The sequence below is a fragment of the Martinezella miluonensis genome, from assembly GCF_900094545.1.
Taxonomy (GTDB): domain Bacteria; phylum Pseudomonadota; class Alphaproteobacteria; order Rhizobiales; family Rhizobiaceae; genus Rhizobium; species Rhizobium miluonense.
The window spans coordinates 23,074-43,952 of sequence record NZ_FMAH01000025.1 but is presented as its reverse complement, the minus strand read 5'-3'; the positions used below and the strand labels follow the sequence as shown (position 1 = coordinate 43,952).

The following is a 20,879-nucleotide window of genomic DNA, read 5'->3' as shown; positions in this document are numbered from 1 at the left end:
GAAATCAGGCGCGAACGAAGGAAACGAAAGTGCTGAACTTTGCCTTATTCGGGCTTGGCGAAACCTATTTCTTGGCTTCGCCGCGAACCTGCTTGGCGATTCGGTCGAGCACGGCGTTTACGAGCTTCGGCTCGTCCTCTTCGAAGAAGGCATGCGCGATCTCGACATATTCGGTGACGATGACCGGAACCGGCACGTCCTTGCGGTCGAGCAGCTCGAATGTGCCGGCACGCAGGATGGCGCGTACGGTGCTGTCGAGACGCGACAGCGCCCAGTCGTCCTGAAGGGCGGAGCCGATCAGCGGGTCGAGCCGGGTCTGCTCGCGCACGACACCGGACACGATGGAGCGGAACCAGGAGGCGTCGGCCTTCAGATAGGTCTCGCCGTCCAGCTCCTGTCCGAGACGGTGGGCCTCGTATTCAGCCACCACCTCGAGAACGCCGGTTCCGCCGATATCCATCTGATAGAGCGCCTGCACCGCCGCAAGGCGCGCTGCGCCCCGCTGGTTGGCGGGCTTTGCCGGTCGCTCGTTATCCTGATTGCTCATGAATTATGCACCCAACTTCTCTTTCAGCGCGATCATGGTCAGCGCCGCGCGAGCGGCAAAGCCGCCCTTGTCCTTGTCCGAACGGCGGGCGCGTGCCCATGCCTGCTCATCGTTCTCGACGGTCAGGATACCGTTGCCGATCGCGAGGGATTCGCTGACGGCCAGATCCATCAGCGCCCGCGAAGATTCATTGGCGACGATATCGAAATGATAGGTTTCGCCGCGGATGACCATGCCGAGGGCGACATAGCCATCATAGATGACGCCGCCATTATCGCCGCCGTCGAGCGCCATTGCAATCGCAGCCGGGATCTCCAGCGCGCCGGGCACGGTAACGATGTCATAGGTCGCGCCGGCGGCGTCGAGAGCGGCCTTGGCGCCGTCGAGCAGAGCATCGGCCATATCATCGTAGAAGCGGGCTTCGATGATGAGGATATGGGCATTGGAAGAGCTGGACATACATCACCTGAGGATTGAGAGGGGGCGCGGCACCTTATTAGGCCGGGTCAAACCACGGCGGGCCTCACTTGGCAAGTGTTTTTCAATGGTCCATGCCGATTCCGACCCTATTTGGAAATGATCGGAGCGACGCAGAAATTGTGGCTTCCGCGCACGCAACCGCTTCGATAATAATTTCGGGCCTGCAAAGGGGGAATTCATGACGAAGAAATCCGCACCCGCCGTCAATGTCGGCGAGCTTGAACTGGAGCACTGGCAGCAGGGCAGCTTCTTTGCCGGCAGCGATACGTCCTTCGGGTCGATGCTCGGGCTGAAGCAGCTCGGGATCAGTTACAACGAGGTGCCGCCGGGCAAATCCGGTTGTCCGTTTCACAATCACCACGTCGAGGAAGAGCTTTTCGTCATTCTCGATGGCGAAGGCGAATATCGCTTCGGCGATCAACGTATCGCGGTCAGCAAGGGCGATGTGCTGGGTGCTCCGGCAGGCGGCCCGGAGACGGCGCATCAGCTGATCAATATCGGCCCCGGCGTGCTGGTCTATCTTGCCATTTCCACGAAGGCGCGAACCGAAATTGTCGAATATCCCGATTCCGGCAAATTCCTGGCCAAGACCTACAGCGACGGCAAGACAGCGTTCCGTGCGATCGGTCGTGCCGCCGCTGCCAACCTCGATTACTGGGACGGCGAGCCCGGCGCCTCGAACGACTGAATATCACCAAATTTTGTCAGCAAAGATCCGTAGCTATGACCGTTATTCCGACGTTGACGACCGACCGCCTTTTGCTGCGCGGACACAGACTGGATGATTTCGATGACTTCCTGGCTCTCTGGAAGCACAAGGATCTCGTCCGCTTCATCGGCGGCGAGATGCCGACGCGCGAGCAGGTCTGGGCTCGCCTCCTGCGCTATGCCGGCCTGTGGCACCATCTCGGCTTCGGCTTCTTCGCAGTCGAGGAACGGCAAAGCGGGAAGCTGATCGGCGAAGTTGGCTTCCTCGATCTGCATCGGGACATGACCCCGTCAACGGAGGGCACGCTGGAGGCCGGCTGGGGTATTACACCGCCGATGCAGGGCAAGGGCTATGCGACGGAAGCCATGAGCGCGGCTATCGCCTGGGCCGACGGGCAGTTCGCGGGCCGGCGCATGACTTGCATCGTAGAGATCGAGAACAGATCATCGCTACGCGTGGCCGAGAAAATCGGCTTCCGCCGGATCGGTGAGATCATCTTCAAAGATAAGTCCCACGTGATGTTCGAGCGTTAGGCATCGTTTCGGAGGGCTCATCATGCCGGTGTCGCACGAAAAGTTCTCGATCAAGCCTTACGATCCGGATGATACGCAGGCGACGATCGACATTTTCCTGCGGGCCATTCGAGAGGTAGCTTCAGAAGATTACAGCCAGGCGCAGATTGCCGCCTGGGCAAAGGTCGATGACGTCGAAGCCTGGACGCGGCATCGGGCAAGCCGGCCGACCTGGCTTGCGATGGATTGCTCCACGCCCGTCGGCTTTACCGATCTGAAATCGGATGGCTGCCTGGATATGATGTTCGTCGATCCCGACTATCAGGGAAGAGGTGTCGCCAGCCTGTTGCTTGCGACTGTCGAAAGCGCAGCCCGCAAACAGGGCTTTCAGCGGATTTTCACCGAAGCGAGCCTGACCGCCCGCCCCTTCTTCGAGCGCAAAGGCTTTGCCGTCGTGGCCGCGCAGAAGGTCGAAAAGCGCGGCCAGACGCTGGCAAATTTCCTCATGGAGAAGATACTCGCATAAGACTGCCGAGGCGCCCCCAGAGCGCGCGCCTCCCTGGCGGCTAGCCAGTGAAACTCAGGCCTCGCGGACGACCGGGAACTCCGCCAGCCGTGCAGCGTAGCGCGCCATGGTGTCGACCTCGAAATTGACGAAGTCGCCGGCCTTGCGTGCGCCCCAGGTCGTGACCTCGAGCGAGTGGCGGATCAGCAGCACGTCGAATTCCAGGCCATCGACAGCGTTAACCGTGAGCGATGTGCCGTCGAGCGCAACCGAACCTTTCGGAGCGACGAACTTGGCGAGGTGTTCCGGCGCACGTAGGCGGAAGCGGGTGGCCTCGCCTTCGGGCGTCACGGAGAGAATTTCCGCCTTGCCGTCGATATGGCCGGAAACGATGTGCCCGCCGAGTTCGTCACCGATCTTGAGGGAGCGCTCGAGGTTGATCTTGTTGCCGGTTTCCCAGGTGCCGATCGTCGTCAGGCGCAGGGCTTCTTCCCACGCCTCAACCTCGAACCAGCGCCCATTGCTGCCCTGCTCCGGCAGTCCGGTGACCGTCAGGCAAACGCCGGCATGCGAAATCGAAGCACCCATGTCGATCGTTGCCGGATCGTAATTGGTGGCAACGCGCAGCTTGATGCCTTCCTTCATGGGGGAAATGGATTCGACCGTGCCGACGTCGGTGACAATTCCGGTAAACATCAAAAACCTCTTTCGTATTCGTCGCAGACATCATCGCCGAAGCGGCTCTGTCCGATATGCATGAAACTGGCTGGGATATTGGATTTGAGGACCGGGGATTCAATACCGCCTTCGCCGATATCAGCCGGCCCCTGAAACAAGAGGATGCGATCGACGAGATCCGCATCGAGGAACCGCTGCGCCATCCTGGCGCCCCCCTCCACCAGCAGAGACGAGATGCCGCGGGTGCCAAGCGCCTCCAGCAACCCTCCCAGTTCGTTCGTATTCGATTGCAATACCTCGACGCCCGCAGCATCCAGGGCAGCTCGGCGCCCCAGGAAGGCGGCATCGGTGCTGTCGTCGAAGGACGGTGGATGAGCGGCGACCGCGATGACCGGATACTTCCGCGCCGTCCGCACCAGCTTGCTGCCGAAGGGAAGCTGCAGTTGCTCGTCGATGACGATGCGCAAGGGCGAGCGGTCTTCCAGGCCGGGAATCCGGCAGGTCAATTCCGGATCGTCGGCGATCGCCGTGCCGATGCCGACGAGAATGGCGTCGCTTTCGGCGCGCAGCATCTGCACTTCCGCCCGAGCGGCATCTCCGGTGATGCGCACCTGCCCCTCGCCCGTTTTACCAATCATGCCATCGGCGGAAATGGCAAGTTTCAGAGTCACATAGGGCCGATTTCTCGTCTGGCGCATGAGGTAGCCTGCCAGAGATCGCCTGCCCTCCGTCTCCAGAATGCCGGTATCGACTTCGATGCCGGCATTGCGCAGCATGGTGATGCCACGGCCGGAAACGCGCTGATCGGGGTCGGTGACGCTGATGACGACACGCGCTACGCCGTACGCGATCAACGCCTCGGCGCAGGGCGGCGTTTTGCCGTAATGCGAACAGGGTTCGAGCGTCACATAGGCTGTGGCGCCCCTCGCCGCTTCACCAGCCTCGGCAAGCGCCTGAGGCTCGGCATGCGGGCGGCCACCCACGGCTGTGACGCCGCGGCCAATGACCACGCCATCCCTGACGATAAGGCAGCCGACGGAGGGATTGGTCGAGGTCAGCCCCAGATGCGTGCGCGACAGGCGGATCGCCTCCGCCATGAAACGCTCGTCTTCCGGCCGCTGCGCCATGGTCAGGGATCCAGCGGATCGCGGGCGATCTTCGCGTTGATCTCGTTGATGACGTGCTCGAAATCCTCCGCATGGGAGAAATCGCGATAGACCGACGCGTAGCGCACGAAGGCGACATCATCGAGGCTCTTCAGCGCTTCCAGCACCTGGAGACCGATCTGTTCGGAACTGATCTCGGTCTCGCCCGAGCTTTCGAGGCGGCGGACGATGCCGGAAACGGCCCGCTCGATGCGGTCGCGGTCGACCGGACGCTTGCGCAGCGCGATATCGAACGAACGCACCAGCTTTTCACGATCGAAAAGCACCTTGCGGCCGGTCTTCTTGATGACCATCAGCTCGCGAAGCTGCACGCGTTCGAACGTGGTGAAGCGACCGCCGCAATCCGGGCAGATCCGCCGCCGGCGGATGGAGGTATTATCCTCCGCCGGGCGCGAATCCTTAACCTGGGTATCTTCCGTACCGCAATAGGGGCAGCGCATGCGCCCTCCTTAGCCCATGTAGCCGTACATCGGGAAGCGGTCGGTGAGCTTGACCACCTTCTCGCGCACGGCAGCCTCGACGGCGGCATTGCCTTCGTCGGAGTTGGCGACCTTCAGGCCATCGAGCACTTCAATGATCAGATTGCCGATTTCGCGGAAGTCTGCCTCTTTGAAGCCGCGCGTCGTGCCAGCCGGCGTGCCGAGGCGGACGCCCGAGGTGACGAAGGGCTTTTCAGGGTCGAACGGGATGCCGTTCTTGTTGCAGGTGACGTAAGCGCGGCCGAGAGCTGCCTCGGCACGCTTGCCGGTGGCGTTCTTCTTGCGCAGGTCGACCAGCATCAGGTGGTTGTCGGTGCCGCCGGAAACGACGTCAACACCGCCGGAAATCAGCGTTTCGGCAAGTGCCTTTGCGTTCTTGACGATCTGAGCGGCGTAGTCCTTGAACGCGGGCTGCAGAGCCTCGCCGAGAGCTACAGCCTTGGCGGCGATGACGTGCATCAGCGGGCCGCCCTGGAGACCGGGGAAGACGGCCGAATTGAACTTCTTGGCCAGATCCTCGTCATTGGTGAGGATCATGCCGCCGCGCGGGCCACGGAGCGACTTGTGCGTGGTCGTGGTGGCAACGTGGCAATGCGGGAACGGCGACGGATGCTGGCCACCGGCAACGAGGCCGGCGATATGGGCCATGTCGACCATCAGATAGGCGCCGACGCTGTCGGCGATCTCGCGGAAGCGCTTCCAATCCCAGATACGGGAATAGGCGGTGCCGCCGGCGATGATCAGCTTCGGCTTGGTTTCTTCGGCCTTGCGCTGAACAGCTTCCATATCGAGCAGGTTGTCGCCTTCACGCACGCCGTAGGAAACGACGTTGAACCACTTGCCGGACATGTTGACCGGCGAACCATGCGTCAGGTGACCGCCCGAATTGAGATCGAGGCCCATGAAGGTATCGCCCGGCTGCAGCAGCGCCAGGAACACGGCCTGGTTCATCTGCGAACCGGAATTCGGCTGGACGTTGGCGAAATTGACGCCGAACAGCTTCTTGGCGCGCTCGATGGCAAGCTCTTCGGCGATATCGACGAACTGGCAGCCGCCGTAGTAGCGCTTGCCCGGATAGCCTTCGGCATATTTGTTCGTCATGATCGAGCCCTGTGCTTCCAGCACGGCGCGCGACACGATGTTTTCCGAGGCGATCAGTTCGATTTCATGCCGCTGACGACCCAATTCCTTGCCGATCGCTCCAAAGATGTCCGGATCGGTATCGGCAAGCGAGCGGTTGAAGAAGGGTTCGGTGGACGCATTTGTCATCGTGAAAGCTCCTGAACGGCCGGAACGGCAATGCAGACGGTATTAACGTCAGGGTCGCCGGAGAGCAATACGATCAACGACATTTGCTGGGCATTCTACGCTGAGCGGCGCCGGCCAATGAAAAAGCCGCGCCCAAGGACGCGGCTTCGACAATAATTAAGATCGAAAGGCCGATTATTGAACCGGCTTTTCCATGCCCTGGGTCGTGTCGAGCGCCAGCTCGGAATTGCCGTCGAGCTGATAGATATCGTCGCGGAACTGGACGATGCCGTCGGCCGCACTCCAGGCGGAGATATAGACGAAATAGACCGGCACTTCCGTCGCCAAGGTGATCGGCGTGTTGACGCGGCTGGCGATCACCTGCTCGATGTGCTGGCGCGGCCAGCCGGGCGTGTCCATAAGCAGCCAGTTCGTCAGGTCGCGCACGTTCTGAACGCGGACGCAGCCGGAGCTGTCGAAACGCATCAGCTTGTTGAACAGGCCCTGCTCGGGCGTGTCGTGCATGTATTCGTTGTTGGGGTTGTGGAAGTTGATCTTCGTGGACGCCATGGCGTTGGTCTTGCCTGGGTCCTGGCGGAACATCAAATCCGGCGCCTTGTCGGAATTCCAGTCGATCGTCTCCGGCGCGACTTCCTGACCCTTGCCGTCGATGAGGCGGATGTTGCTCCGCTTCAGATAGGTCGGGTCCTTGCGCATCAGCGGCACGATGTCCTTGATGACGATAGAACGCGGCGCCGTCCAATACGGGTTGAGGATGACCTCGTAGATCTTCGAATTGATGATGTGCGTCGGGCGGGAGATGCGGCCGACGATCGCCTCGTGGCGCAGCGCAACCTGGCCGTCCTGCACGGCTTCGATATAGGTCGCCGGAATGTTGACCATGACATGGCGACGGCCGAGATCGGACGGGAACGTCTGCAGGCGAACGAGGTTGGTGTTCAGCTGCTGCAGGCGGACATTGGCGGAAATGTTCATCGCCTTCAGCGTGAAGTCGCCGATAACGCCATCCGGCGGCAGGCCATGGCGGGCCTGGAAGCGCTTGACCGCGCCGTCGACATAAGAATCGAAGGCCGACGAAACGCCTGCTTCACGCGGCAGGTCGCCGGTGACCATCAGATGCTGGCGCAGCGCCTGCACGGCCGGATCGGTTACGCCGAGCTGCAGCGACTGCTGACTGGTCGGGTTGATCTGCGGCCAGCCGCCATTGGCGACGATGCTCTGATACTGGGCAATCGCCCGCTGGATATTCGGTACGGAATCGGGGCCGAGGATCGGCGTGTTGGACAGGACGGCAGCTGCCGTGCGTGCGGCGGCCTTGGCGTCGAACTGATCATCCCAATTGCCGCGAGAACGGTCATTGATCAGCGCTTCCAGCGGGGAAGCGTTTTGCGCGAGGGCCGGCGCGGCCAATGCGGCAGCGCCGAACGTTGCGACCGACCGCAGGAAGGAGCGGCGCGAGAATGGTTCAATTCCGTTTTTCTTCGACATATCCCTACCGTTCAACGCTGCGATCCAGTTGTGCGCAGCTTAGAGAGGAAGCAGTAAATAGCGCGGTTCGCGCCAAGTAACGCAGCTCAGTGTCGATCCGTCCCCTTAAAGTGCCATCAAGAGCTTCGCCCCGAACTATCACAATATTGCGAAGCGCGGGCTTGAGGGCAGGAAAATCGGAACTTGAGAACGCCGCTTGCCGTGAGTTTCCGCTGTCACAGTAATATGGCCAATTCGTGTCACCCGGCATGAAACTTGCCCTGTCATACCGCCACGAAAGAAAAGCCATGTTGCGATTGCTAAAATACCACAAGTGCGGGTGGTTCATAGCGTGTATTAACCCGCCGTCAATGGCGCAAATGCGCCGGACGTTACATATGACGGAAGGCTGGGCGTGGACGTGGCAAAAAGCGCACAATTACTGGATTAACCAGGACCCGAGTAGCGGGTGATTAATGTAAACAGTTTTAAACAGTAATCCCCCCTCTCAGGGCATCCTCTTCTTGGGGATAACTTCCTTACAGATAGATCACATCCGGTATTATTTATACCACTTCCTCACCCTAGAATGGTATGCGTAAGCAACTTTTCGAGGACAAACTTTGTTTAAGCGAAAGACGCTATTCATCGTGGGTGCGGGTGTCAGTGTTGAATACGGCCTCCCAATGGGGAACGAACTCAAAGGCACAATCGCCAAAAAACTCGATATTCGTTTTCAGGGTGGATATGAGCTAATTTCCGGCGACAAGAGCACCGCCTCTGCTGTCGAACACTTAGCTCGTGAGCAAGGCTCCCGCGATCCTAATAACATGTTTCGACTTGGGCGCGAGTTATCCGCAGCGATGCCCAATGCTATTTCGATAGATAATTTCCTTCACTATCATTCAGACGATACGCATATCGTTGCGTTAGGGAAAACCGGCATAGCGTCCAGCATCCTTGAAGCCGAACGTAATAGTGCGCTGTTCAGTGACACGCACGGTAGTCCGATAGATTTTTCCAAAACACAAAATAGATGGCTGAATGCCTTCTGTCAGATTCTCTCAGAAGGCGTGCAAAAGTCAGGACTGGACACCATTTTCGATAAAGTCAGTATCATCACTTTCAATTATGACCGATGCATTGAGCACTACATCGCCCAATGGTTAGTGAGCTATGCTCGTGTCAATCACGAGACGGCCTATGGGCTAACTGGCCGTCTTAGAATTATTCACCCATACGGCCAAGTTGGATGGCTACCTTGGCAATCAAATCCGTTTCGAGTGCCGTTTGGCGAAGATCTCTGGGACGAAAAACTCCTGGCAGTTTCCAAAAGAATACGGACATTCACTGAAGGAGTTGATGATGACGATCTTATCAACGCGATGGATGAGGAGATTAGTTCCGCGTACCGTATCGTCTATTTGGGCTTTTCTTACGGCGAAATGAACCTTGAGCTTTTGAAGCTCAAAACCGATGGTGTCGCTAAAGATGTTTTCGGAACCGCATTTGGAATATCGGCTCCAAATCTTGGCGCCATAAAATCGGATGTGGTTCGTTCTCTGTCATCCGGGCGTGGCAGCCTTATCAATAACATCAATCTTGAACGTGATTTGAAGTGCCACGGGCTTCTGAATGATTATTGGCGAATCCTGACTAGTTAGTTGCATCAACCACTACGCGCGGCTTGCCCATAACAACGGCGGCGCAAGGCGGTGGCTTCTTGCTGCCATTGAGATCCTCGCCCAAACCATTCGCCTGGCCCGAACCAAGTATCGCAGATCCAAATTGAATTGACCGAAGCGTGGCTTGCGCGAAAACGGGCATAACGGCACACTGTTCGTACACCGTTACGCCCGTTCACGCGTCTGGAGGTTCTAAGAAGCCGGAGGGAACGCCGGCTTGGTTAGATTACAGCCGATACAGGATCTGGTCGTTCCAGAAGCGGTCGAGGCGCTGCAGGAGCTTGTTCATCTGGGTGAATTCGTCGGTGCCGATGCCGCCGACCTTGTCGATCGAGCCGATGTGGCGCTCATAGAGCTTGGCGACGGTTTCGGCGATATCCTGACCGGTTTCCGTCAGGCTGATGCGAACCGAGCGACGGTCGATGCGTGAGCGCTGATGGTTGATGAAGCCGAGGTCGACCAGCTTCTTGACGTTATAGGAAACGTTGGAGCCGAGGTAGAACCCGCGGGAGCGCAGCTCGCCGGCCGTCAGCTCGGAATTGCCGATGTTGAAAAGGAGCAGCGCCTGGACGGCGTTGACGTCGTCGCGACCCTGGCGGTCGAACTCGTCCTTAATGACATCAAGCAGGCGGCGGTGCAAACGCTCGACCAGGTGGAGGGATTCCATGTAGAGAGCCCGGATATCGTCAACCTGCTGGTCCCGAGCGTTCGCAACTGCCTGCGGCTTGATTTTCGTGTTCATCATGACTTGGCCTCACTCTGTTTTGTTTGGCGGTGTCGTTTTCTTCCCGCCTTGAGTGAGACCCTATCGAATACACATAAAATTCTACTTAAACTGCAGGCTTAACAGCACCTTACCAGGAAGTGTTGCTGTCTCAGGGTAAATCAACCATTACCTGCTGGCGACGGCGCCGGCGCTTTTCCTGCCACAACAGGACGCGGAAGAGGCAATAAAGCACGGCGACGCAGGCATGCAAGATCATGATCAGCGGATTGGATCCGAACACCTCCGGCCACACGCCATACATCAATCCCTGCCCGCCTGCAGCGAGCACCCACATGACCGGTCCCCAGGATACGGTAAGCCACAATCCGAGTGCTGCGACCGGGAAGACGACGGCAAGCCCGGCGCCGGCAACTTTCCAGGGCAGATTGAGAAGATCGAAGCGGGCATGACCATCCAGCGAATAGCCGACCAGCATCGCCCAATATTGCAGGCCGAGCCAGAAGCAGGCAATCGCGATCAGCCGCAGGAACAGCACGAACAGCATGTCCGTCAGCGTATTCTTGGGTACGGTCGAAGAATCAGGTTCCATGCGCGAACAATACGTAGGAGGCTCATGCCTCGCCAGAGAGATCTTGGCTGCGGCCTTTCGCCCGCTTTTGAATCCTGGGGACAGCGTGATAGGTACGCTCTCTATATAATAGGCCTTAATTAGACGAAGAAGGATGGCGGCATCATGGAAAACAAGACGCATCTCGTTGACGAGATCACCGGACATCGCCGCATGCGACGCAACCGCAAGGCCGACTGGACGCGCCGCCTCGTGCAGGAAAACAGGCTGACGGTCGACGATCTGATCTGGCCGATCTTCCTCATTCCCGGCACAGGCATCCTGGAGCCGATCCCGGCCATGCCCGGCGTGAACCGCATGACCGTGGACAAAGCCGTGGAGGCGGCTAAGGAAGCGGCCGATCTCGGCATCCCGGCTCTTGCCACTTTCCCGAACATAGAAATGGCGCTGCGCGACGAGACCGGCTCGAACAGTCTCGAGAAGAACAACCTCATCAATCTTGCCAGCGCCGCTATCAAGAAGGCCGTACCGAACATTGGCGTCATTACCGACGTCGCCCTCGACCCCTTCACCAGCCACGGCCATGACGGCATCCTGCGCGGCAACGAAATCGTCAACGACGAGACGGTGGATCAAGTGGCGCAGGCGGCCGTCTATCAGGCCGACGCAGGTTCCGACATCATCGCGCCCTCGGAAATGATGGACGGGCGCATCGGTGCGATTCGCCAAGCGCTCGACGCCGCCGGCCATCAGAATGTCGGCATCATGAGCTACGCGACAAAATTCAGCTCGGCCTTCTACGGCCCCTACCGTGAGGCGATTTCGACCGGCGGCCTGCTGAAGGGCGACAAGAAGACCTATTACATCGATCCGGCCAACGGCACCGAGGCCGTGCGTGACGCCGCGCTCGACGTCGAGGAAGGCGCCGATATGCTGATGGTCAAGCCCGGCCTGCCCTATCTCGATGTCTGTTGGCGGCTGAAGGAGGCGTTCGGCCTTCCGACCTTCGCCTATCAGGTCTCCGGCGAATACGCGATGATCAAGGCCGCGGCTGCCAACGGCTGGATCGACGGCGACAAGGTGATGCTTGAAACCCTGCTCGCCTTCAAGCGCGCCGGTTGCGATGGCATCCTCACCTATTTCGCGATGGATGTCGCAAGGCAGCTGGCGAAAAAATAGTTTCAAGCCGCGCGCCGGTGGCCTGCTTATTGTATTTGCAGGCCCGGATACCATATGTTCGGCAAATGTTTCCCCAAGGAGGAAAACGATGAGCCTGAACCCCAGCCCGCTTTACGCAGCACCGGATGACTGGCGCGCCTATAGTGGCGTGCTGAGCCGGCGCGTCTTCGCCTTCATCGTTGACTACATCATCGTGGCCCTGCTCTGCATTCCGGCAGCGGTGCTTCTGTTTTTCGTGTCGATCCTGACGCTGGGCCTCGGTTTCGTCCTCTATCCGGTGCTCTTCATCCTTGTGGCCGGACTATATTTCGGCTGGACGCTTGGCGGCCCCTACCAGGCTTCGCTCGGCATGCGTGCCATGGGCATCACCATGGTGCGCGTCGATGGCCGCCGCATGGACTTCCTGACGGCGATCGTTCATCTCGCGCTGTTCTGGATCCTGAACTCGGTGCTGACACCGCTGATCCTGCTGGCAGGCCTCTTCACCGACCGCAGCCGCCTGATCCATGACCTGCTGCTCGGCACGGTCATCGCCCGCACGGTTTAACACCAAGGCAGCCCCTCATGCCATACAGATTCCCTGCACCACTGATTGGTGCTGCAGGGTGGCATTATCTTGTCTGGTCAATTAGGAAACTGTGATCTTTAGCAAAGGACGTAGTTGACGTTTTCCAAACTTGGGCCATGCTTGTGAAAACGCCAATGCCGAAAGAAGGGCAATCAACGGCAGATGAATACGCAGTCGACGCCATCTCCGCAGTTTTATCTGACGGCACCGGCTACCTGCCCGTACTTGCCGCACGAGATGGAGCGCAAGGTCTTCACGCACCTTGTCGGCCCGCGTGCGGCGGAGATGAACGATATCCTGACCCAGGGCGGCTTCAGGCGCTCACAGAACATCGCCTATCGCCCCGCCTGCGAAGCCTGCCGCGCCTGCATATCGGTCCGCATCCTCGCCCAGGAATTCGAGGCCAGCCGTTCGATGAAGCGCGTGCTGGCGGCGAATAACGACGTCATCGCTACCGAATTTCCGGCACAGCCCTCCAGCGAACAATATTCCCTCTTCCGCCGATACCTCGACTACCGCCACCAACAGGGCGGCATGTCCGATATGACTGTGCTCGACTACGCGATCATGGTCGAAGACACGCATGTCAACACCCGCATCATCGAGTATCGTCGCCGCGAAGAAGGTTCGGGATTGGAACAGCGCCCGAAAGGCGAGCTTCTAGCGGCAGCCTTGACCGACGTGATGAGCGATGGGCTGTCGATGGTCTATTCCTACTTCAACCCTGATCTCGATCAACGATCGCTCGGCACCTTCATGATCCTCGATCACATCAAGCGAGCGAAGGCGCTGGGATTGCCACACGTCTACCTCGGCTATTGGGTCAGGGGATCGCGCAAGATGGATTATAAGACACGCTTCCAACCGCAGGAGCACCTAACCCCGCGCGGCTGGGAGCGGTTCGATCCCGCCATAGACGGCGACAAAGACAACGCCCGCTGAATGTTCGCCAATCTCTCCGACCACAGGAAAGGCCTATTGCTGACCACGTTCGGCGGCTTGGTCCTGTCGATGGACATACCGCTGATCCGGCTTTCCAGCGGCGAGGTCTGGTCGGTGCTATCGGCCCGCAGCCTGGCGACCGTCATCGCGGCGATTACCGCTCTCTTCGTCATCCGGCGCGTCACCGGCTCGGTGCGACACGTACTGCCGGGCTGGCTCGGAATTCCCGTCGGCTTCTTCTATGGTTTGACGACGATCTGCTTTCTTCTCGCCGTCTATTACACGACGGCGGCGAACGTGGTGTTCATCATCGCCCTCAACCCGATGTTCACCGCGCTGCTTTCCTGGATCTTCCTCAAGGAGCGCCCGGCCCTTTCGACATTCATCACCATGGCCGTCATGATCCTCGGGGTCGGTCTGATCGTTGGGGATGGCATGGAAGCTGGCCATCTGCTCGGTGACGCACTCTCCGTGCTCGCATCGCTTTCCAGCGCCTGCGCCATCACCATCAGCCGCGCCTCCCGGCGGGATATGGGCTTCGCCTCGCTGCTGGCCGCCGCCCTTCCCGCCGTCGTGGGACTCTATCATATGCTGCCAACCGGCTTTTCCATCGATCACCCCGGCTGGATCCTGCTCGATGGCGGCGTGCTGATGCCCCTCTCCTTCTGGTGCCTCGCGACAGGCACACGCTTTCTCACTGCGCCGGAAGTCGCAATGTTCTATCTCTTGGAAACGATCCTAGCACCAATCTGGGTCTGGCTGATCTTCGCCGAGGCGCCCGCCAACATGACGCTGGCCGGCGGCGCGATACTCATCCTGGCGCTCGCCACCCATTCGCTGTGGCAGGCGCGGGTGAAGGCGAGAGCGGCAGTTGCCGCGCAGGGCCTTGCGCATTGAAGCAACAAGCACCCTATGTTATAACTGGGTTATTACATAGGAAACCAAGACATGAACGTCACTATCCGCAAGATCGGCAATTCCGAAGGCGTGATTATTCCGAAGGAAGTTCTCGACCAGCTGGGGCTCGGCACTGGCGACACACTAGAACTCAGCCTGAAAGATGGCGGACTGCTCATGCAGCCAACCGACGCGGACTTTGCGCGTCAAATAGAACACGCACAGCGTTTCATGGATCAGTATAAAGTGGCACTCAAGAAGCTGGCGGAGTAATGCCATTTATTTTCCTGACTAGGCCGCTCATCGAACAATTGCACAGGATGCAGATCAAAAGGTTCGGCGGCTCCCGTGGCCTACGAGACGAAGGTTCTCTCGAATCCGCCTTGGCACGCCCGATTAACAAAGCCCAATACGGCAGCGATGATATCATCGAGCTGGCAGCGGCCTATCTATTTGGGCTGGTGAAAAACCATGCCTTCATAGATGGTAACAAACGCATCGCCATCGTGGCGACGGCAGTCTTTCTTATGGACAACGGCTACCGAATTCAAACGACGGACGCCAATCTTTACAGCTTCGTCGTAGCAGTGGCCGCCGGAGAAATCGATGAAGAGGGAGCGACACATTTCCTGCGAGACGTCTGTGTTCCCTACGGTGATTGAATCGTTCAGGCACCGACCAGCTCCTTCAAGACTCAGGCTCTTCGCCGTCCAGACGGCCTGCCACCCGGCACTTCGCTAGGGCTCAGGGCGTTCGTCGCTGCGATCGACCCACTGGGCCGATCGCCCGGTCTTCGCCCGACCGCTCCTCACCCCGAAAACCTGCCGCTTCTGGGGAAGCCCTTCGGCACGGCTCTGCCGACGCCGGCGCGATCACCCAGCCACTCCGTCAGTTCATCCTTGCTCTTGGTGAAGGTGCGGCCAGCGCTGTCTTCCCAGGTCAGGCCATCGGCGATGACGAAGCAGCGGATGTCGGAAATGCCGCCATCCTTGTATTTCTGAAGGCGCACGCCCTTGCCACGCGACATCTCAGGCACCTGCGAGAGTGGGAAGAGGACCATCTTGCGGTTCTCGCCGACCACAGCGACATGATCGCCGGAAACCGGTACCAGAAGCTTGGTCTCGTCGGGATAGGAGACGTTCATGATCTGCTTGCCCTTGCGGGTATTGGCGACCAGTTCCGCCTCAGCCACGATGAAGCCGTTACCTGCAGTGGAAGCAATCAGTTGCTTGCGTTGGGGATCGTGGACGAAGGCCGTCAGCACGTCCTGATCGTTTTCCATATCGACCATGATGCGCAAGGGCTCGCCGTGACCACGGCCGCCGGGCAGCTTGTCACCGCCGAGCGTATAGGCCTTGCCGCCCGTCGTAATGATCAGGATCTTGTCCGTGGTCTGTGCCGGGAAAGCAACCTTGAGACCGTCGCCCTCCTTGAAGGTGAGTGACGAGGTATCCGAAATATGGCCCTTCAGGGCGCGGATCCATCCCTTTTCCGAGACGACGACCGTGATCGGCTCCTTCTCAATCATCGCCTGCTGGATGGCGGCATCGTCGGCTTCAGGCGCTTCGGCAAACTGCGTACGGCGACGGCCGATTTCCGTGGCCTTGGCGAATTTCTTCTTCACCTCGCCGATTTCCCAGGAAACCGTCTGCCACTGCTTTTCTTCCGAGGCGAGCAGTGCCTCAATATCGGCCTTTTCCTTGGTCAGACCGTCGAATTCCTTGCGGATCTCGAACTCTTCCAGCTTGCGCAAGGAGCGCAGCCTCATGTTGAGGATCGCCTCAACCTGATTGTCCGTGAGGCCAAACCGCTCCATCATCACGGGCTTCGGCTCATCCTCCTCGCGGATGATGGCGATGACCTCATCGATGTTGAGATAGGCAATCAGCAAGCCGCCGAGAATTTCGAGCCGCTTTTCGATCGCAGCGAGCCGGAAACGCGAGCGGCGCAGCAGGACTTCGCGACGGTGATCCAGCCACTCCTTCAGCACCTCGTTCAGGGCCATGACCTTGGGAATGCGGCCCATGGACAGAACATTCATGTTGAGCGGGAAGCGGCTCTCCAGCTCCGTCAGCTTGAACATCGATTCCATCAGGATCGTCGCGTCGACAGTGCGGCTCTTCGGTATCAGGACGACGCGGATATCCTCGGCGGATTCATCGCGGATGTCCTCGAGCAGCGGCAGCTTGCGCGCCAAAAGCAACTCGGCGATCTTCTCGATCAGCCGCGACTTCTGCACCTGGAAGGGAATTTCGGTAATGACGATCTGGTAGCCGCCGCGACCGAGGTCCTCGATCTCCCATTTGGAGCGGACGCGGAAACCGCCACGGCCGGTCTTGTAGCTTTCGATAATGCTCCGGCGATCGTCGATGATGATGCCGCCGGTCGGAAAGTCGGGACCGGGAATGTACAGCTCCACCAGTTTCTCGACAGTGGCATCGCGATCCTTGATCAGATGCAGCGCGGCGTCGCAGATCTCGTGGGCATTGTGAGACGGGATGGAGGTCGCCATGCCGACGGCGATGCCGGAGGAGCCGTTGGCGAGCAGATTGGGGAAAGCGCCCGGCAATACGATTGGCTCGGAATTCGACTCGTCGTAGGTGTCGCGGAAATCCACCGCGTCCTGGTCGATACCTTCGAGCAGCAGTTCGGAAACCGCCGTCATCTTGGATTCGGTGTAACGCATCGCAGCCGGGCTATCGCCGTCGATATTGCCGAAATTGCCCTGGCCGTTCACCAGCGTGTAGCGCTGCGAGAAATCCTGCGCGAGGCGCGCCAGCGCATCGTAGATCGATTGGTCGCCATGCGGGTGGTAGTTACCCATCACCTCGCCGACGATCTTGGCGCATTTGCGGAACGCGGCGTTGGGGCGAAGGCCCATCTCGCTCATCGCGTAAACGATGCGGCGATGCACCGGCTTCAACCCGTCGCGGACGTCGGGAAGCGCGCGTTGCGTGATCGTCGACAGTGCATAGGCCAGATAGCGCTCTTCGAGCGCGGCCTTCAGATCGACCGGAAGGATATGGTCGCCATCACCGGACGGCGGAGTAAGATTTTGTCCCATGGCTCTTGACTATCGGAGATGGCGATTCCCGGCAAGAAATCAGCGGAAAGCACCTGTGGATGAAGGCGGCTCCAGCACCTTTCGACGCGGATGCACACAGATTTTTGCTGCGCTTGCACACAAGCCTCTTTGTCATTGGATTTTTAGAGAAAGATCAATATAAATCGCGCAGCACATGCCGAATATGTACACCCCGCCGATACCAACGGCCCAACGAGGAAACGCCAATATGACTTTCTACCGGACCACGCGGTTGATGCTGAGCAGCGCCGCCATCCTGTCTTTCGCCAGCTCGGCCTTCGCGCTTGACGGCAATGACCTGCTGAAGAAGATCAACGACGTTTACGGCCAGCAGGGCGGTTCGATCGCCGCCGAAGGTATCGATATCGACGGCAGCACGGTAACGCTGAAGGGTGCCACCATCAAGGCAGCCGGTATGGAAACCAGCATTCCGCTCGGCGACATCACCATGGACGGCGTGGAAGAAAATGGCGGCGGCTACACGATCGAAGAGATCGACTTTGCCGATGTCGATTTCAACAAGGATGGCGCGGCCGTTTCCGCTACCGACCTTAAGCTGAACGGCGTTGAGATCCCAGCTGATGCAAGCAAGGGCGACCTTGGCGCGCTCCTCTACTATAAGAGCGCCCATGCCGGCGCCGTGTCCGTTACCAAGGACGATGCCGAGGTGTTCTCGATCGAGGGCGCCGACGCCACCATGAACAAGCGCGACGACAAGTCGGGTATCGATTTCGACGCCAAGATCAATGGCATCAAGGGCGACCTGAGCAAGGTTGACGATGCCAAGGCCAAAGAAGCCATCGAAGCGCTGAAATTGCAGCAGATCGACGGCACGATCGCCATGAAGGGCAGCTGGGAAATCGGACCCGGCACCATCAACGTCAGCGAATATTCCTTCGACTTCAAGGATATCGGCAAGCTGAATCTGGCCTTCAGCATTTCGGGCTACACGCCTGCTTTCGCCAAGTCGATGCAGGAAGCGCTGAAGACGGTTCGTTCCAACCCGAACCAGCAGGAAGCGCAGCAGTCGGCCGGCCTCGCCATGCTCGGCCTGCTGCAGCAGCTGACGTTCAACAGCGCCAAGATCCGCTTCGACGATGCGTCGATCACCGGACGCGCGCTTGAGTTCGCCGGCAAGCAGCAGGGCGTCAGCGGCAAGCAGCTGGCTGACACGCTGAAGGCGATGACGCCGATCATGATGGCGCAGCTCAACGTTCCGGAACTGCAGAACGCCGTCTCCAGCGCCGTCAACGCCTATCTCGACAATCCGAAGAGCCTGACGGTTACCGCCGCTCCGGGCAAGCCGGTTCCGGTGCCGATGATCATCGGCGCCGCCATGGGCGCTCCGCAGTCGATCCCGCAGGTCATCGGCCTCAAGGTTTCCTCGAACGACTAAGCGGTCGTTCCCGAGCCATTTCCAGAAACCCGGCGATCTCGGTCGCCGGGTTTTTCTTTGCCGTGAACTAAATCCCCTACCCCGGCTGGTATCTCCTGAGCTCGCTGAGCGCATGGGAGATCAGAGCAAGCAATTCCTCCGTCGTTGCGCCATCGCGCGCCTGAACGGACATGCCCTGCACGATCGCACCCAGAAAGCGGGCGAGCGAGCGAGGATCGGCATCCGGCCTCATGTCGCCTTCGGCGATGCCGCGTTCGATGCGTTTGGCGAAGATGTCCAGTGACTGAAGGCGCATGGACGCCACATGATGGGCGACCGGCTCGTTCTCCTCCGCACAATTCAGCACCGCCGTCGATATCATGCAGCCTTTCGGATGTTCCGGCGCCGTGAAGATCTTGGCGGAGTTCGTCAGAAAGCGCTCAAAGGCGGCGACCGTATCCAGCTTGTCGTGAAACGGATTGCCAGGCTCCGGCCGGGGCATGCGCCGATATTGCTCGAGCGTCTCGCGATAGAGCTCCGCCTTTGAATTGAAGGCCGCATAGAGGCTCTGCGGCGTGATCCCCATCGCCGCCGTGAGATCGGCGATCGAGGAACCGTCATAGCCATGCTTCCAGAAGGTGTCCCGCGCCGCTGCCAGAACCGTCTCGCGATCGAAGGCGGGCGGGCGTCCGCGTTTGCGCGGCGAAGAATTTTTCGCCTCCTTCTCATTTTTCACAATAGTCACTCTAGAAATAATCTCCGACTTGGTTTATTCAGGAATGGTCATTGTGATTATACAAGGTTTTGTCCCATGAGTCTTCCCCTGGAAAATTCCACCCGACCAAGCCACGGTATCGTTGCCACGGGCGTCGATGCTGCAATTGATTCCGCCCTGGCGGACAAGAGACTGGTCGGAACCGTAGTCCTGGTCGCCCGGGACGGAGAGCTGACCTATGCCCGCGCCGCCGGCCTGGCTGATCGTGAAAACAAGCTGGCGATGCAGGAAGATACCATCTTCCGCCTTGCCTCCGTCACTAAGCCGATCGTCACCATCACCGCTATGCGGCTCATCGAACAGGGCCGCATCGGGCTCGACGATCCGATTACCAAATGGTTGCCGGATTTCAGGCCGCGACTGGCCGATGGAACCGAGGCCGTCATCCGCATCCGCCATCTCCTCACGCACACGTCCGGACTGGGTTACCCTTTCGCGGAAGGGCAAGATGGTCCCTATCATCGTGCCGGCGTATCCGACGGTCTGGACACTCCAGGCCGGTCGCTGGACGACAACCTCAAGCGCCTCGCCAGCGCTCCTCTTCTCTTTGCGCCGGGTGAAAGCTGGCGCTATTCGCTGGCGATGGACGTGCTCGGCGGCATTATCGAAAAGGAAACCGGTGGTGCTCTCGGCGATGCCGTCGCCGATCTGGTGATGAAGCCGCTCGGCCTGTTCGATACGGCCTTCTCGGTCCGAGATCGCAACCGCCTGGCAGCCGCCTATGTGAATGGCGCTCCCGAGCCGCAACGGATGGGGGACGAGGCGATCGTTCCGATACTCGACGGCACGATCCGCTTCGTACCGGACAGGATTTTCGATCCCGCTTCCTATCACTCGGGCGGCGGCGGCATGGCCGGAACGGCAGGCGACGTGCTTGCCATTCTGGAAACCGTGCGCAAGGGCGGTGCGCCGCTGCTGTCGGCCGATACGGTGAAGATAATGATGACCGATCAGGCGGGCGGCAATATGCAGACGCAGCAAGCCGGCTTCGGCTTCGGCTATGGCTGGTCCGTTGTCGCCGATCCCGTTGTGGCTCAAGTCCCCTTCTCGCCGGGCACCATCAAATGGGGCGGCGTCTACGGCCACAGCTGGTTCGTCGATGCCGAAAAAGGTCTGACTGTCGTCGCATTGACCAATACGACCCTCGAAGGCATGTGGGGGCAGTTCACCACCGATCTCGCCAAAGCGATCTATGCCGGGATCTAGCTGACATCGTTGTCCCAAACAAAAACCCGGCGATTTCTGTCGCCGGGTTTTGCATTTCAT

General features: G+C 59.4%; 23 protein-coding genes. 12 read left to right on the top strand and 11 right to left on the bottom strand.

Annotated elements, in window-relative coordinates; genetic code table 11:
* Nucleotides 1–64 precede the first annotated feature (64 nt).
* Both nusB and ribH read right to left on the bottom strand, forming a co-directional pair.
* A complete protein-coding gene (nusB, locus tag GA0061102_RS19495) occupies nucleotides 65–547 on the bottom strand; it encodes a transcription antitermination factor NusB (RefSeq protein ID WP_004122322.1) in 483 nt (160 codons plus the stop codon).
* Nucleotides 548–550: 3 nt separating this feature from the next.
* The gene (ribH, locus tag GA0061102_RS19490) at nucleotides 551–1,006 is read right to left on the bottom strand and encodes a 6,7-dimethyl-8-ribityllumazine synthase (RefSeq protein ID WP_092852301.1); all 456 of its coding nucleotides are present in this window, start codon (nucleotides 1,004–1,006) and stop codon (nucleotides 551–553) included.
* 199 nt (nucleotides 1,007–1,205) lie between these two features.
* Here ribH and GA0061102_RS19485 point away from each other — a divergent pair, with 199 nt between their 5' ends.
* Genes GA0061102_RS19485 through GA0061102_RS19475 form a run of 3 tightly spaced genes read left to right on the top strand, consistent with a single transcriptional unit; the run spans nucleotide 1,206 to nucleotide 2,774 of the window.
* Nucleotides 1,206–1,715 carry a cupin domain-containing protein gene (locus GA0061102_RS19485; protein WP_092852299.1) on the top strand — a complete coding sequence of 170 codons (510 nt, stop codon included), beginning with the start codon at nucleotides 1,206–1,208 and terminating at the stop codon, nucleotides 1,713–1,715.
* 35 nt (nucleotides 1,716–1,750) lie between these two features.
* Nucleotides 1,751–2,269, top strand: coding sequence for a GNAT family N-acetyltransferase (locus GA0061102_RS19480; RefSeq protein ID WP_092852297.1), 519 nt, complete (start codon nucleotides 1,751–1,753; stop codon nucleotides 2,267–2,269).
* A gap of 22 nt (nucleotides 2,270–2,291) precedes the next feature.
* Nucleotides 2,292–2,774 (top strand): GNAT family N-acetyltransferase, encoded by a 483-nt coding sequence (locus tag GA0061102_RS19475; protein ID WP_092852295.1) that lies wholly within the window; start codon nucleotides 2,292–2,294, stop codon nucleotides 2,772–2,774.
* A 54-nt stretch (nucleotides 2,775–2,828) separates the two neighbouring features.
* Here the strand turns inward: GA0061102_RS19475 and GA0061102_RS19470 are convergent, their stop codons facing one another.
* The 5 genes from GA0061102_RS19470 to GA0061102_RS19450 all read right to left on the bottom strand — a co-directional run bounded on the left by GA0061102_RS19470 (nucleotide 2,829) and on the right by GA0061102_RS19450 (nucleotide 7,833).
* Nucleotides 2,829–3,449 carry a riboflavin synthase gene (locus GA0061102_RS19470; protein ID WP_092852293.1) on the bottom strand — a complete coding sequence of 207 codons (621 nt, stop codon included), beginning with the start codon at nucleotides 3,447–3,449 and terminating at the stop codon, nucleotides 2,829–2,831.
* On the bottom strand, nucleotides 3,449–4,558 hold the full coding sequence (gene ribD / locus GA0061102_RS19465; protein ID WP_092852291.1) for a bifunctional diaminohydroxyphosphoribosylaminopyrimidine deaminase/5-amino-6-(5-phosphoribosylamino)uracil reductase RibD: 1,110 nt from the start codon (nucleotides 4,556–4,558) through the stop codon (nucleotides 3,449–3,451). Before ribD ends, GA0061102_RS19470 begins: the two co-directional genes overlap by 1 nt.
* A 2-nt stretch (nucleotides 4,559–4,560) precedes the next feature.
* Nucleotides 4,561–5,037, bottom strand: coding sequence for a transcriptional regulator NrdR (gene nrdR / locus GA0061102_RS19460; RefSeq protein WP_092852289.1), 477 nt, complete (start codon nucleotides 5,035–5,037; stop codon nucleotides 4,561–4,563).
* Nucleotides 5,038–5,046: 9 nt separating this feature from the next.
* Nucleotides 5,047–6,345 (bottom strand): serine hydroxymethyltransferase, encoded by a 1,299-nt coding sequence (gene glyA, locus GA0061102_RS19455; RefSeq protein WP_092852287.1) that lies wholly within the window; start codon nucleotides 6,343–6,345, stop codon nucleotides 5,047–5,049.
* Nucleotides 6,346–6,519: 174 nt separating this feature from the next.
* Nucleotides 6,520–7,833: a L,D-transpeptidase family protein gene (locus GA0061102_RS19450; protein WP_092852285.1), complete on the bottom strand. Its 1,314-nt coding sequence runs from the start codon at nucleotides 7,831–7,833 to the stop codon at nucleotides 6,520–6,522.
* Between the two features lie 602 nt (nucleotides 7,834–8,435).
* Between GA0061102_RS19450 and GA0061102_RS19445 the strand changes: the two genes are divergently transcribed.
* A complete protein-coding gene (locus GA0061102_RS19445) occupies nucleotides 8,436–9,476 on the top strand; it encodes a hypothetical protein (protein ID WP_092852283.1) in 1,041 nt (346 codons plus the stop codon).
* 247 nt (nucleotides 9,477–9,723) lie between these two features.
* Here GA0061102_RS19445 and ldtR read toward each other — a convergent pair whose 3' ends face one another.
* Both ldtR and GA0061102_RS19435 read right to left on the bottom strand, forming a co-directional pair.
* The gene (ldtR, locus tag GA0061102_RS19440) at nucleotides 9,724–10,239 is read right to left on the bottom strand and encodes a transcriptional regulator LdtR (protein ID WP_069616333.1); all 516 of its coding nucleotides are present in this window, start codon (nucleotides 10,237–10,239) and stop codon (nucleotides 9,724–9,726) included.
* 133 nt (nucleotides 10,240–10,372) lie between these two features.
* On the bottom strand, nucleotides 10,373–10,813 hold the full coding sequence (locus tag GA0061102_RS19435) for a DUF6163 family protein (RefSeq protein ID WP_092852281.1): 441 nt from the start codon (nucleotides 10,811–10,813) through the stop codon (nucleotides 10,373–10,375).
* Between the two features lie 144 nt (nucleotides 10,814–10,957).
* Between GA0061102_RS19435 and hemB the strand changes: the two genes are divergently transcribed.
* The 6 genes from hemB to GA0061102_RS19405 all read left to right on the top strand — a co-directional run bounded on the left by hemB (nucleotide 10,958) and on the right by GA0061102_RS19405 (nucleotide 15,040).
* Nucleotides 10,958–11,971 (top strand): porphobilinogen synthase, encoded by a 1,014-nt coding sequence (hemB, locus tag GA0061102_RS19430; RefSeq protein WP_092852279.1) that lies wholly within the window; start codon nucleotides 10,958–10,960, stop codon nucleotides 11,969–11,971.
* Nucleotides 11,972–12,059: 88 nt separating this feature from the next.
* On the top strand, nucleotides 12,060–12,518 hold the full coding sequence (locus GA0061102_RS19425; protein ID WP_092852277.1) for an RDD family protein: 459 nt from the start codon (nucleotides 12,060–12,062) through the stop codon (nucleotides 12,516–12,518).
* A gap of 183 nt (nucleotides 12,519–12,701) precedes the next feature.
* Nucleotides 12,702–13,481 carry an arginyltransferase gene (locus tag GA0061102_RS19420; RefSeq protein WP_092852275.1) on the top strand — a complete coding sequence of 260 codons (780 nt, stop codon included), beginning with the start codon at nucleotides 12,702–12,704 and terminating at the stop codon, nucleotides 13,479–13,481.
* Nucleotides 13,482–14,378, top strand: a complete 897-nt coding sequence (locus tag GA0061102_RS19415; RefSeq protein ID WP_092852273.1) for a DMT family transporter — start codon at nucleotides 13,482–13,484, stop codon at nucleotides 14,376–14,378.
* A 51-nt stretch (nucleotides 14,379–14,429) separates the two neighbouring features.
* Nucleotides 14,430–14,651 carry an AbrB/MazE/SpoVT family DNA-binding domain-containing protein gene (locus GA0061102_RS19410; protein ID WP_092852271.1) on the top strand — a complete coding sequence of 74 codons (222 nt, stop codon included), beginning with the start codon at nucleotides 14,430–14,432 and terminating at the stop codon, nucleotides 14,649–14,651.
* Nucleotides 14,651–15,040, top strand: coding sequence for a type II toxin-antitoxin system death-on-curing family toxin (locus GA0061102_RS19405; protein WP_092852269.1), 390 nt, complete (start codon nucleotides 14,651–14,653; stop codon nucleotides 15,038–15,040). The genes GA0061102_RS19410 and GA0061102_RS19405 overlap by 1 nt, the downstream gene beginning before the upstream one ends.
* Nucleotides 15,041–15,186: 146 nt before the next feature.
* Here the strand turns inward: GA0061102_RS19405 and parC are convergent, their stop codons facing one another.
* Nucleotides 15,187–17,442: a DNA topoisomerase IV subunit A gene (gene parC, locus GA0061102_RS19400; RefSeq protein ID WP_092852267.1), complete on the bottom strand. Its 2,256-nt coding sequence runs from the start codon at nucleotides 17,440–17,442 to the stop codon at nucleotides 15,187–15,189.
* Between the two features lie 229 nt (nucleotides 17,443–17,671).
* Here parC and GA0061102_RS19395 point away from each other — a divergent pair, with 229 nt between their 5' ends.
* Nucleotides 17,672–18,859 (top strand): hypothetical protein, encoded by a 1,188-nt coding sequence (locus tag GA0061102_RS19395; RefSeq protein WP_092852265.1) that lies wholly within the window; start codon nucleotides 17,672–17,674, stop codon nucleotides 18,857–18,859.
* Nucleotides 18,860–18,935: 76 nt separating this feature from the next.
* Here the strand turns inward: GA0061102_RS19395 and GA0061102_RS19390 are convergent, their stop codons facing one another.
* The gene (locus GA0061102_RS19390) at nucleotides 18,936–19,583 is read right to left on the bottom strand and encodes a TetR/AcrR family transcriptional regulator (protein ID WP_208858669.1); all 648 of its coding nucleotides are present in this window, start codon (nucleotides 19,581–19,583) and stop codon (nucleotides 18,936–18,938) included.
* Nucleotides 19,584–19,649: 66 nt separating this feature from the next.
* Here GA0061102_RS19390 and GA0061102_RS19385 point away from each other — a divergent pair, with 66 nt between their 5' ends.
* Nucleotides 19,650–20,819: a serine hydrolase domain-containing protein gene (locus GA0061102_RS19385; RefSeq protein WP_092852261.1), complete on the top strand. Its 1,170-nt coding sequence runs from the start codon at nucleotides 19,650–19,652 to the stop codon at nucleotides 20,817–20,819.
* Nucleotides 20,820–20,879 lie beyond the last annotated feature (60 nt).

Bases quoted from the DNA above. Each gene is read 5' to 3' on its own strand.
- nusB (WP_004122322.1), bottom strand. From the start codon at position 547: ATGAGCAATCAGGATAACGAGCGACCGGCAAAGCCCGCCAACCAGCGG.
- ribH (WP_092852301.1), bottom strand. From the start codon at position 1,006: ATGTCCAGCTCTTCCAATGCCCATATCCTCATCATCGAAGCCCGCTTC.
- GA0061102_RS19485 (WP_092852299.1), top strand. From the start codon at position 1,206: ATGACGAAGAAATCCGCACCCGCCGTCAATGTCGGCGAGCTTGAACTG.
- GA0061102_RS19480 (WP_092852297.1), top strand. From the start codon at position 1,751: ATGACCGTTATTCCGACGTTGACGACCGACCGCCTTTTGCTGCGCGGA.
- GA0061102_RS19475 (WP_092852295.1), top strand. From the start codon at position 2,292: ATGCCGGTGTCGCACGAAAAGTTCTCGATCAAGCCTTACGATCCGGAT.
- GA0061102_RS19470 (WP_092852293.1), bottom strand. From the start codon at position 3,449: ATGTTTACCGGAATTGTCACCGACGTCGGCACGGTCGAATCCATTTCC.
- ribD (WP_092852291.1), bottom strand. From the start codon at position 4,558: ATGGCGCAGCGGCCGGAAGACGAGCGTTTCATGGCGGAGGCGATCCGC.
- nrdR (WP_092852289.1), bottom strand. From the start codon at position 5,037: ATGCGCTGCCCCTATTGCGGTACGGAAGATACCCAGGTTAAGGATTCG.
- glyA (WP_092852287.1), bottom strand. From the start codon at position 6,345: ATGACAAATGCGTCCACCGAACCCTTCTTCAACCGCTCGCTTGCCGAT.
- GA0061102_RS19450 (WP_092852285.1), bottom strand. From the start codon at position 7,833: ATGTCGAAGAAAAACGGAATTGAACCATTCTCGCGCCGCTCCTTCCTG.
- ldtR (WP_069616333.1), bottom strand. From the start codon at position 10,239: ATGAACACGAAAATCAAGCCGCAGGCAGTTGCGAACGCTCGGGACCAG.
- GA0061102_RS19435 (WP_092852281.1), bottom strand. From the start codon at position 10,813: ATGGAACCTGATTCTTCGACCGTACCCAAGAATACGCTGACGGACATG.
- hemB (WP_092852279.1), top strand. From the start codon at position 10,958: ATGGAAAACAAGACGCATCTCGTTGACGAGATCACCGGACATCGCCGC.
- GA0061102_RS19425 (WP_092852277.1), top strand. From the start codon at position 12,060: ATGAGCCTGAACCCCAGCCCGCTTTACGCAGCACCGGATGACTGGCGC.
- GA0061102_RS19420 (WP_092852275.1), top strand. From the start codon at position 12,702: ATGAATACGCAGTCGACGCCATCTCCGCAGTTTTATCTGACGGCACCG.
- GA0061102_RS19415 (WP_092852273.1), top strand. From the start codon at position 13,482: ATGTTCGCCAATCTCTCCGACCACAGGAAAGGCCTATTGCTGACCACG.
- GA0061102_RS19410 (WP_092852271.1), top strand. From the start codon at position 14,430: ATGAACGTCACTATCCGCAAGATCGGCAATTCCGAAGGCGTGATTATT.
- GA0061102_RS19405 (WP_092852269.1), top strand. From the start codon at position 14,651: ATGCCATTTATTTTCCTGACTAGGCCGCTCATCGAACAATTGCACAGG.
- parC (WP_092852267.1), bottom strand. From the start codon at position 17,442: ATGGGACAAAATCTTACTCCGCCGTCCGGTGATGGCGACCATATCCTT.
- GA0061102_RS19395 (WP_092852265.1), top strand. From the start codon at position 17,672: ATGACTTTCTACCGGACCACGCGGTTGATGCTGAGCAGCGCCGCCATC.
- GA0061102_RS19385 (WP_092852261.1), top strand. From the start codon at position 19,650: ATGAGTCTTCCCCTGGAAAATTCCACCCGACCAAGCCACGGTATCGTT.